Here is an 11,846-nt window from a genome sequence, read left to right on the forward strand (position 1 = left end):
TGGGACGTCGAGTGTCCCAAATCCTCCACGCTCGAATCACCTGGCCGGCTCTCAAGCGTTGGCGTGTCGGGGGACCGGGTCTCGGAGCTTGATCAACGGAGGATTGTGGACATTCAACGTCCCCAATCCTCCGTTGATCAAGGTCGCAGCCGAGTGGGGAGGATTTCGGACACTGGACGTCCCAAATCTTCCCCGCCCGCCGACCCCTGTCCGCACCCCGCGCACGACGGTGAACAGGGGCACGTAGGGGTGCGAAAGGGGTCCGTTCCCGCACTAGCTTTGGAATCCCATCCTCGAACCCGAAATGCGGACCATGCGAGACGAACTGATTCTGCGAACTCGACGTGTTCGGCCGGACTGGGCCACGGTGCTGGCCGCTTTCGACGGAACCCCGGACGGGGAGCGACGGCGGGCGCTCGCCGCGCTGGTCGTCGCCGAGACCGAAGCGGTGCTGGAGGCGAAACCGGGCGCGGGGACCGCGGCTCCCGGCACGCCCTTCGCCGAACTCGGGTTCGATTCCCTCGCGGCCGTGGAACTGCATCGGCGGATCTCGGCGGCCACCGCGCTGGAACTGCCGGTGACGCTCGTCTTCGACCATCCGACGCCGTCGGCGCTCGCCGGTCACCTGCGTGATCTGCTCGCCGGGGAGGCCGTGGCCGAAATCGAGGACTACCAGGCGATCGCCGACGACGAACCGATCGCGATCGTCGGCATGGCCTGCCGTTACCCCGGCGGGATCGGTTCGCCGGAAGACCTCTGGCGGCTGGTCACCGAGGGTGGGGACGCGACGTCGGACTTCCCGGCCGACCGCGGCTGGGACGTGGAGTCGCTGTACGACCCCGACCCCGGGGTGCCGGGCAAGACCTACACCCGGCGAGGCGGTTTCCTCGACGGCGCAGGGGATTTCGACGCGGGGTTCTTCGGGATCTCGCCGCGTGAGGCGCTGGCGATGGATCCCCAGCAGCGGCTCCTGCTGGAGACGTCGTGGGAGGCCCTCGAGCGGGCGGGCATCGATCCCGCCACCTTGCGGGGGAGCGCGACCGGCGTGTTCGTCGGCGCGGAGACCCAGGAATACGGGCCGCGTCTCGGTGGCGCGGAAGAAGGCCTCGAAGGCTATCTGCTGACCGGTAACGCGGCGAGTGTCGCGTCCGGCCGCGTCTCGTACGCCTTCGGGTTCGAGGGCCCGACGGTCACCGTGGACACGGCGTGCTCGTCGTCGCTGGTCGCCCTGCACCTGGCCGGGCAGGCACTGCGGCTGGGGGAGTGCCCGATCGCGGTGGCCGGCGGCGTCGCGGTGATGTCGAGCCCCGGCGGTTTCCTCGCCTTCAGCCGTCAGCGCGGGCTCGCGCCGGACGGACGCTGCAAGCCGTTCTCGGCCGCGGCCGATGGCACCGGCTGGTCCGAAGGTGTCGGGATGCTGGTGCTGGAAAGGCTTTCCGACGCCCGGCGCAACGGGCATCGCGTGCTCGCCGTCGTCCGCGGCACCGCGATCAACTCCGACGGCGCCAGCAACGGCCTCACCGCGCCCAACGGCGCCGCGCAGCAACGGGTGATCCGGCGCGCGCTGGCCAACGCCGGGCTCGCACCGTCCGAAGTGGACGCCGTCGAAGCGCACGGCACCGGTACCGTCCTCGGCGATCCGATCGAGGCACACGCACTTCTGGCCACCTACGGCCGCGACCGCGAACGTCCGCTGCTGCTCGGATCGGTCAAGTCGAACATCGGGCACACCCAGTCGGCCGCCGGGGTGGCCGGGGTGATCAAGATGGTGCAGGCGATGCGGCACGGTGTGCTGCCCAAGACCCTGCACGCCGACGAGCCCACACCGAAGGTCGCCTGGTCGTCCGGCGCCGTCGAGCTGCTCGGCGAGACCGCGGCCTGGCCGGAGACCGGGGCGCCCCGCCGCGCGGCGGTGTCGTCGTTCGGGATGAGCGGGACCAACGCGCACGCCGTCCTCGAACAGGCCCCCGCCGAGGAAGAGACCGAGCCGGCGCCGGAAGCGTGGCCCACCTGGCTGTTCCCCGTCAGCGCCCGCGACGAGAAGGCCCTGCGCCGTCAGGCGGCCCGACTGCGTGAAGACCTGCCGGACAGTGACCTCCCCGCCGTCGCCGCCGCGCTCGCCACCACCCGGGCCGCCCTGGAGCGGCGGGCCGTGGTGACGGCCGCCGATCGCGCGGGACTGCTGGCCGGGCTGGACGCGTTGGCCACCGGAGAGGCACTGTCGAGCCTGGTCCACGGGACGGCGCGGATCGGGATCGTCTTCAGCGGCCAGGGCAGCCAACGTGCCGGGATGGGCCGCGAACTGTACCGCCGGTTCCCGGTGTTCGCCGCCGCCTTCGACGACGCCTGCGGGCACCTCGGCCTGCAACTGGACCGGCCGCTGGCCGAGATCGTGTTCGCCGACGAGGGCTCCGAGGAAGCCGGGCTGCTGCACCGCACCGAATACGCGCAGTGCGCGCTGTTCGCCGTCGAGGTCGCGCTGTTCCGGCTGTACGAGCACTGGGGTCTGCGCCCCGATTACGTCGCCGGTCACTCGATCGGCGAGCTGGCCGCCGCGCACGTCTCGGGCATGCTCTCGCTGTCCGACGCCGCCGCGCTCGTCGCCGCGCGGGGACGCCTGATGCAGGACACGCGCGAGGGCGGCGCGATGCTCGCCGTGCAGGCGACGGAGAACGAGATCCTGCCGCTGCTGGGCGACCGCCTCGCGATCGCGGCCGTCAACGGCCCGCGGTCGGTGGTCGTCTCCGGCGACGAGGCCGCGGTCGAGGAACTCGCCGCCGCGTTCGCCGGGCGCAAGACCAAACGGCTCAAGGTGAGCCACGCCTTCCACTCGCACCACATGGACGGGATGCTCGACGAATTCCGCCGGTTCGCCGAGATCCTCACCTTCCGGAAACCGGCGATCCCGCTGGTGTCCACTGTGTCCGGTGAGCTGATCACCGAGGCGACGGCGCCGGAGTACTGGGTGGAGCACGTGCGCCGCCCGGTGCGGTTCGCCGATGGCGTGCGGCGTCTGGACGAGCTCGGCGTCGACGTGCTCCTGGAGCTCGGCCCGGACGCGGTGCTGACCCCGATGGCTGCCGAGGTCCTCGACGGTGAGGGGCCGGCGCTGGTGCCGAGCCTGCGCGGGTCGCGGCCGGAGGCGGAGGCGCTCGCCGCGTCGCTGGCCGAACTGTGGGTCCGCGGCGCCGAACCCGCCTGGCCCCAGGTGTTCGGCGAGCACCCGAGGGCCGATTTGCCGACTTATGCCTTCGAGCGGCAGCGGTACTGGCTGATCGACCAGGACACCGCCGGGGATCCCGGCGCCTACGGTCTGGGCGACACCGGGCATCCGCTCCTGCGGGCGTCGGTCACCACGGCCGAAGACGGTGCCCTGCTGCTCTCCGGCAGGTTGTCCCCGCTCACCCAGCCCTGGCTCGCCGACCACGTCGTCGGCGGTGACGTGGTGCTGCCGGGTACCGCGCTGCTCGAACTGGCGCTGCGGGCCGCGGAGCTCGTGGGCTCCGGCGGCGTCGACGAACTGACCCTCGAAGTGCCGATGGTGCTTTCCGAGGCGGGCGTCCAGGTTCAGGTGTCGGTCCGGGACAGCAGACTGCTGATCTTCTTCCGCGACACGGAGGACGACGAGTGGACGCGATGCGCTTCGGGCACGCTCGGCGCCGCGGCGCCCGCTCCCGACTTCGGGGCGTGGCCGCCCGCCGGTGAGCCCCTCGACCTTTCCGATCTCTACGACCGGCTCGCCGATTCCGGCCTCGACTACGGGCCGGCGTTCCGGTGCCTGCGCGCCGCGTGGCGGTCCGGTGACGACCTCTACGCCGAGGTCGCCGCCGTGCCGGAGACCCAGGGCGGGTTCGGTGTGCATCCGGCGTTGCTGGACGCGGCCCTGCACGTGCTCGAACTCGGTTCCGGGGGCGGTGGAGGCCCCGCGGCGCTGCCGTTCGCGTGGTCCGGCGTGACCCTGCACGCGCGTGGCGCCGACGTCCTGCGCGTCAAGCTCGAGAACCATGTCGCCGGTGCCGAAGCAGGGACGTACTCGGTGTCCCTGAAGGTTGCCGACAGTGCGGGCGAACCCGTCGCGTCGGTGGAATCCCTCGCCCTGCGACCTCTTTCCACCGCGCCCCGCGCGCAGGACGGCGCGCTTTACGGCGTCGACTGGCTCCCGCTTCCCGGAACGCCGGGCGCCGCTGAGTACCGGCTCTACCCGGACCTCACCGCCGTCGACGACGTGCCACCGGTCGTCGCCGTCCGTTGCACCACTCTTGAAAGCGTGCTGGACCTCGTCCAGGCCTGGCTCGCCGACGACCGGTTCGCCCCGGCCCGCCTGGCGCTGCTCACCGATGGCGCCGTCGCCACCGAAAACCCCGATCCCGCCGCGGCCGCCGTCTGGGGGCTCGTGCGTTCTGCGCAGGCCGAGCACCCAGACCGGCTGGTACTGGCCGACGTCACGGGAGAAGACGGCCTCGCCACCGGACTGGCTTCCGGGGAGCCCGAGTTCGCCGTCCGCGACGGCGCGGTCCTGGTCCCCAGGCTGACGCGCGTTCTGAGCCCGGTCCCGGCGTCGTTCACCACCGGCGGCACGGTGCTGATCACCGGCGGGACCGGCGGTCTCGCCGGGCTGCTGGCCCGGCATCTGGTCGAGCGGCACGAGGTGCGCAGCCTGCTTCTCGTGAGCCGTCGCGGTACCGCGGGCACGCTCGTCGACGACCTCACCGCGCTGGGTGCCGACGTCACCGTCGCCGCCTGCGACATCGCCGACCGCGAGTCCGTCGCGGCCTTGCTCGCCGAGCATCCGGTGTCGGCGGTCGTCCACGCCGCCGGCGTGCTCGACGACGCGACCATCACCACGCTCGACCACGAGCGACTGGCGGCTGTCCTGCGGCCGAAGGTCACCGGCGCGCTCGTCCTGGACGAACTCACTCGCGACCTCGACCTGTCGGCGTTCGTGCTGTTCTCTTCCTCCGCGGCCACCTTCGACGGCGCCGGACAGGCCAACTACGCGGCGGCCAACGCCTTCCTCGAAGCGCTCGCCCTTCGCCGTCGTGCGGAAGGCCGTCCTGGCGTCGCACTGGGCTGGGGCCTGTGGGCCGCCGGGATGGGCGGACGGCTCGACGAGGTGGGACTGCGCCGGATCGCCCGCTCCGGTCAGCTCGCACTGTCCGAAGTGGACGGGCTCGCGCTGTTCGACGCGGCGCTGGCGGCGGACCGGCCGGTGCTGCTGCCGATGAGGATGGACCGTGCCGCGTTGCGCGCCCGCGCCTCCGCCGCAGGTCTTCCGGAAGTCCTTAATGGACTCGTCCGGGTCGCCCGTCCGGCGCCGTCGGCCGCGCCGCGCGGCGGACTGGACGAGGCGGCCCTGCTCGACCTCGTCCGCACGACGGTCGCGGCCGTCCTGGGGCACCCGGACGCCCATGCGATCGACCCGGACCGCGCGTTCACCGAGGTCGGGTTCGATTCGCTCGCCGCCGTGGAACTGCGCAACCGGCTGATCGCGGCCACCGGGCTGAAGATCGCGCCGACCCTGGTGTTCGATCACCCGAACCCGCGTGCGGTAGCGGCGTTCCTCGCCGCCGGATCTGCTCCGGTCCGGGACGACGTGTCCGCTCCGGCCGAGGCCGACGAGCCGATCGCGATCATCGGCATGGCCTGCCGCTATCCGGGCGGGGTGAGCACACCCGACGACCTGTGGCGCCTGGTCGCCGACGGGAACGACGGCATCACCCGGTTCCCCGAGAACCGTGGCTGGGACACCGACGGCGTCTACCACCCCGACGCCGACCACCGCGGCACCACCTACGTGCGCGAGGGCGGTTTCCTGCACGACGCAGGGCAGTTCGATCCGGGCTTCTTCGGGATCTCGCCGCGGGAGGCGCTGGCGATGGACCCGCAGCAGCGGCTTCTGCTGGAGATCTCCCACGAAGCCGTCGAACGGGCCGGGATCGACCCGAAGTCCTTGCGCGGCAGCGGAACCGGTGTGTTCGCCGGGGTGATGTACCACGACTATGCGACAGGGCTGAACCGCGTGCCCGACGACGTCGAGGGCTACCTCGGCAACGGGACCTCAGCCAGCATCCACTCCGGCCGGGTCGCCTACACCTTCGGGTTGGAAGGCCCGGCGGTCACGATCGACACGGCCTGTTCGTCGTCGCTGGTGGCGCTGCATCTGGCCGCGCAGGCGTTGCGGCGCGGTGAATGCTCGATGGCGCTGGCGGGCGGGGTGACCGTGATGGCCACGCCCGAGGTCTTCGTGGACTTCAGCCGTCAGCGTGGTCTCGCGCCCGACGGCCGCTGCAAGTCCTTTTCGGACGACGCCGACGGCACGGTGTGGAGCGAGGGCGTCGGGATGCTCCTGGTGGAGCGTCTTTCCGACGCCCGCCGCAACGGCCATCGCGTCCTTGCGATCATGCGGGGGAGCGCGGTCAACCAGGACGGCGCCTCCAACGGCCTCACCGCCCCGAGCGGTCCGTCGCAGCAACGGGTGATCCGCCGGGCACTGGCGGACGCCGGCCTCGAACCGTCCGAAGTGGACGCTGTGGAGGCGCACGGCACCGGGACGCCGTTGGGGGATCCGATCGAGGCGCAGGCGGTTCTCGCGACCTACGGCCAGGACCGGGACCGGCCGTTGTGGCTGGGATCGCTGAAGTCCAACCTCGGCCACACCCAGGCCGCGGCCGGTGTCGGCGGGATCATCAAGATGGTGCAGGCGATGCGCCACGGTGTGCTGCCCCGCACGCTCAACCTCGGCACGCCGTCGACCAAGGTCGACTGGACGGCCGGGAACGTGTCCCTGCTGGCCGAGCCCGTCGCCTGGCCGCAAAACGGCGGGCCCCGGCGTGCGGCGGTCTCGTCGTTCGGGATCAGCGGGACCAACGCGCACGTCGTCCTGGAGCAGGCGGAGCCGGTCGAACAGTCCACTTCGGACACGTCGCCGCTCGGCGGTGACGTGCTGCCGTTCGTCCTGTCCGGAAAGACGCCAGACGCCTTGGCCGCGCAGGCGGACCGGCTCGCCGGGCACCTGGCCGACGACGTCTCCCTGCCCGCGGTGGCCCGCGCGCTCGCGGTGACCAGGTCCGCGCTGGACCACCGTGCCGTGGTGGTGGCCGGAGACCGCGCCGGGTTGACCGCCGGGCTGCGCGCGCTGGCCGACGCCGCCCCCGCGCCCCACGTGGTCGGTGGCGTCGCCGAGAACGGCAAGGCAGTCTTCGTCTTCCCCGGTCAGGGTTCGCAGTGGACCGGGATGGCGGTGGACCTGCTCGGCTCGTCGGCCGTCTTCGCCGAAGCGATGGCCGACTGCGAGACCGCTCTGCTGTCCCAGGTGGACTGGAAGCTGACGCACGTCCTGTCCGACGCGGCGGCGCTGGAACGAGTGGACGTCGTCCAGCCGGTGCTGTTCGCGGTGATGGTGTCGCTGGCCCGGCTCTGGCGGGCGTGCGGGATCGAACCCGCCGCAGTGGTCGGGCACTCACAGGGCGAGATCGCGGCCGCGTGTGTCGCGGGCGCGCTGTCGCTGGAAGACGCCGCTCGTGTGGTTTGCCTGCGCAGCAAGGCGATTCTGGCGCTGTCCGGATTGGGCGGGATGCTGTCGGTCGCGGCCTCGGAAGACCGCGTCCGGGAACTGCTGCCCGACGGCGTTTCCGTGGCCGCGGTGAACGGCCCGGCCTCCGTCGTCGTGTCCGGTGACGTCGCCGGGCTGGATGCGCTGCTCAAGCGGTGCGAACTGCTCGACGTGCGGGCGAAGCGGGTCCCGGTGGACTACGCGTCGCACTCGGCTCACGTCGACGCGATCGAGCAGGAGGTCGTGGCGGCGCTGAGCGGAATCACACCGCGCGAAGCCGAACTCCCGATGTACTCGACCGTCACCGGTGAGCCGATCGACACGGCCACCCTCGACGCCGCCTACTGGTTCCGCAATCTCCGGGCCACCGTCCGGTTCGACCAGGCGGTGCGGCGGCTGATCGCGGACGGGTTCCGGTTCTTCGTCGAGACGAGCCCGCATCCGGTGCTGGTCGCCGGGCTGACCGAACTCGTCGAAGAGGCCGCTGTGCCCGCCGTCGCGCTCGCGAGCCTGCGCCGTGACGAGGGCGGACCGACCCGGTTCGTCACCTCCCTGGCGGAGGCGCACGCCCACGGCCTGAGCCCCGACTGGGCCGCGCTGCTGCCCGAGGCGGGCTGGGTCGATCTGCCACCCTATGCCTTCCAGCATCAGGAGTTCTGGCTCACCGACGCCGGGGAACCGGGCGACGCCGCCGGATTCGGCCTCGGCGCCACCGGGCATCCGCTGCTCACCGCCGCGACCGCGTTGCCGGGTTCCGGCGGGCTCCTGCTCACCGGCCGGATCTCGACGGCCGCCCAGCCGTGGCTGGCGGATCACGCGGTGCAGGGCACCGTGCTGCTGCCGGGTACCGCGTTCGTGGAACTCGCGCTGCAAGCCGGAACCCACGCGGGCTGCGGCCGGATCGACGAGCTGACCCTCGAAGCCCCGTTGCCGCTTCCCGAGCAGGGCGGCGTCCGCGTCCAGGTCGTCCTGGGGTCCGAAGTGGACGGACGCCGCGAGGTCACCGTGCACTCCCAGGCCGAATCCGGTGGCGACACCTGGGTGCGGCACGCGTCCGGCTTCCTGACTTCGGAGGAGAACCCGGGAGAGGGCCTGACCGAATGGCCGCCCGCCGGCGCGACGAGCGTCGACCTCGACGGCTTCTACGCCGACGCCGAGGACCAAGGGTACGGCTACGGCCCCGCGTTCCAGGGGCTGCGAGCGGCCTGGACCCTGGGTTCCGACGTCTTCGCCGAGGTCGTCCTGCCCGACGCCGAGGGCGCGGACCGGTTCGGCCTGCATCCGGCGCTGCTCGACGCCGCGCTCCACGCCCTCGGCACCGTCCGGTCCGGCGACGGCGCGGAACTGCCGTTCGCGTGGACCGGGGTCACAGTGCACGCAGTAGGCGCCACGGCGCTGCGGGTCCGGCTCGCCGTGGGCGCGGACACCGTCGCGGTGACGGCGGCCGACCCGGCGGGCGCGCCGGTCGCGACCGTCGAAGGCCTGGTCACGCGGCCCGCCGCGCTGCCCGCCTCCCGACGTCCGGACTCGTTGTTCCGCGTCGGCTGGACGCCGGTGACCACACCGGAAGCCATCGGGACACCGACCGTCGCGGTCCTGCCCGACGGCGATCTGGCCGCCCTCACCGAGGTTCCCGGCGTGGTTCTGGTGCCGTTGGGAGCCGAGGGCGGCGACCTCACCGAGAGCGTTCATCGCACGACCGCCCGGGTGCTGGACCTGGTCCGGACCTGGCTGGACGACGAGCGGTTCGCCGACGCGCGGCTGGTGCTGCACACCCGCGGCGCGGTCGCCGACGAGAAAGTCCGCGATCTCGGGGCCGCGGCGGCGTGGGGCCTGGTCCGGTCCGCGCAGGCCGAGAATCCCGACCGGATCGTCCTCCTCGACAGCGACACCGACAGCGACGCCGACCTCCCGCCGTCGTTGCCCGCCGAGGTGCTGGCCACCGGTGAGGCGCAGCTCGCGTGGCGCGACGGGGAACTGCTCGTGCCGAGGCTCGCCAAGGTCTCCACCGACGGCACGCTGACCCCGCCCGAAAGCCCTTGGGTGCTGGACGCACCCCGTCGCGGCACGCTGGAAGAGCTCGCGCTCGTCCCGGCACCCGCGGTCGCCCGGCCGCTCGCCGACGGCGAGATCCGGATCCAGGTAAGGGCCGCCGGGATCAACTTCCGCGACGTGCTCATCACGCTCGACATGTATCCCGAGGACAACGCTGTGATGGGCAGCGAGGGCGCGGGCATCGTCACCGAGGTCGGTCCGGGCGTCACCGGTCTGAAGCCGGGCGACCGGGTCTTCGGCCTGTTCGACGGCGCGTTCGGCCCGGTCGCGATCGCCGACCGGCGGACGGTGACGGAACTTCCGCCGGACTGGACGTTCGCCGAAGCGGCGGCTCTGCCGGTCGTCTTCCTCACCGCCTACTACGGGCTGGTCGACCTCGGCGGGCTCCGGCCGGGGGAGAAGGTGCTGATCCACGGGGCGACCGGCGGTGTCGGCATGGCCGCGGTCCAGCTCGCCCGTCATCTCGGTGCCGAGGTGTTCGCCACGGCGAGCCCCGGCAAGTGGGAAGTGCTGCGGAGCCTCGGGTTCGACGACGAGCACATCGCCTCCTCCCGCACGCTGGACTTCGAGGACCGGTTCGGCCGGATGGACGTCGTCCTGGACTCGCTCGCCAAGGAGTTCGTCGACGCGTCGCTGCGGCTGCTGGGCGAGGGCGGGCGGTTCGTCGAGATGGGCAAGACCGACATCCGTGACGCGGACGAGGTCGCGGCCGCCCATCCCGGCGTCACCTATCGCGCGTTCGACCTGCTCGACGCCGGACGGCCGAGGATCGGCGAGATCCTGGCCGAGCTGCTGGAGCTGTTCGGCGCCGGGGCGCTCACCGTGCCCCGGCCGACGGTGTGGGACGCGCGCCGCGCGCCCGAGGTCTTCCGGTTCATGAGCCAGGCCAAGCACATCGGCAAGAACGTGCTCACCATCCCGTCCACAATGGACGAGGACGGGACCGTGCTGATCACCGGCGCCACCGGGACACTCGGCGCACTGGTCGCCCGGCATCTGGTCACCGCGCGCGGAATCCGGCACCTGCTGCTGGTCGGCCGCCGGGGCCGCGCCGCGGCCGGGATGGCGGAACTCGAAGCGGAACTGACCGCAGCCGGGGCGTCGGTGACCATCGCCGCCTGCGACGCGGCGGACCGGACGGCGCTGGCCGCGTTGCTCGCCACCGTCCCGCCGGAGCATCCGCTGACCGGGGTGGTGCACGCCGCCGGTGTCCTGGACGACGGCCTCGTCGCCACGCTGACCCCCGAGCGGCTGGCGAAGGTGCTGCGGCCGAAGGTCGACGCCGCGGTCAACCTGCACGAACTGACCCGCGACGCGGATCTCGCCGAGTTCGTCCTGTTCTCCTCGGCCGCCGGTGCATTCGGCGATGCCGGGCAGGGCAACTACGCCGCCGCCAACAGTTTCCTCGACTCCCTCGCCCGGCACCGTCGGGCGCAGGGGTTGCCCGCGGTCTCGCTCGCATGGGGTTTCTGGGCCCAGTTGAGCGGGATGACCGGCCACCTCGGCGAAGCGGATCTCGCCCGGCTCAAGCGGTCCGGGATGAGTCCTCTGTCCACGGAGGACGGATTACTGTTGCTGGACGCCGCCCGTGCCGGGTACGAACCGGCGCCGCTGCCGATGCACATCGACCTCGCCGCCTTGCGGGGCACGGAGGTGCACCCCCTGCTGCGGGGGCTGGTGAAGGCACCGGTCCGCCGGGCGGCCGCGGCCACCGGAGCACAGACCGCCGGATTCGCCGACCGGCTGGCCGGGCTCGCCCCGGCGGCCCGTGGCCGGGCCCTGCTGGACCTGATCCGCGCGAACGTCGCCGCGGTACTCGGCTTCGGCTCACCGGAGCAGGTCGGCGTTCGGCAGGCCTTCCGGGAACTGGGGTTCGATTCGCTCAGCGCGGTCGAACTCCGCAACCGGCTCAACGCGGCGACCGGCCTCCGGCTGCCCGCCACCGTCGTGTTCGACCATCCGACCCCCACCGCGCTCGCCGAAATCCTCGGCGACCGGCTGGCACCCGCCGACAGCGCCGACAGCGTCGTTGACGACGAGGTCGCCCGTATCGGCGCGGTCCTCGCCTCGGTGCCCGCCGACCGGCTCCGCGAAGCCGGCGTGCTGGACCTGCTGACCCGGCTGGCCGACCCCGGCTACCGCCCCACCGAGTCGCCCGACGGCGCGGACATCGACGAGATGGACGCCGACCGTCTGATCGCACTCGCTTTCGACGCTTCCGACCCCGCCTGACGTGAAA

Annotated in this window: 1 protein-coding gene; it reads left to right on the plus strand. The window is 72.5% G+C overall.

Annotation, left to right across the window (positions count from 1 at the left end; genetic code table 11):
• The first annotated feature begins 304 nt into the window (after nt 1–304).
• Nucleotides 305–11,839 (plus strand): type I polyketide synthase, encoded by an 11,535-nt coding sequence (locus AJAP_RS12265; RefSeq protein ID WP_038510799.1) that lies wholly within the window; start codon nt 305–307, stop codon nt 11,837–11,839.
• Nucleotides 11,840–11,846: the final 7 nt, after the last annotated feature.

Source organism: Amycolatopsis japonica, from assembly GCF_000732925.1.
In the GTDB taxonomy this organism is placed as follows: domain Bacteria; phylum Actinomycetota; class Actinomycetes; order Mycobacteriales; family Pseudonocardiaceae; genus Amycolatopsis; species Amycolatopsis japonica.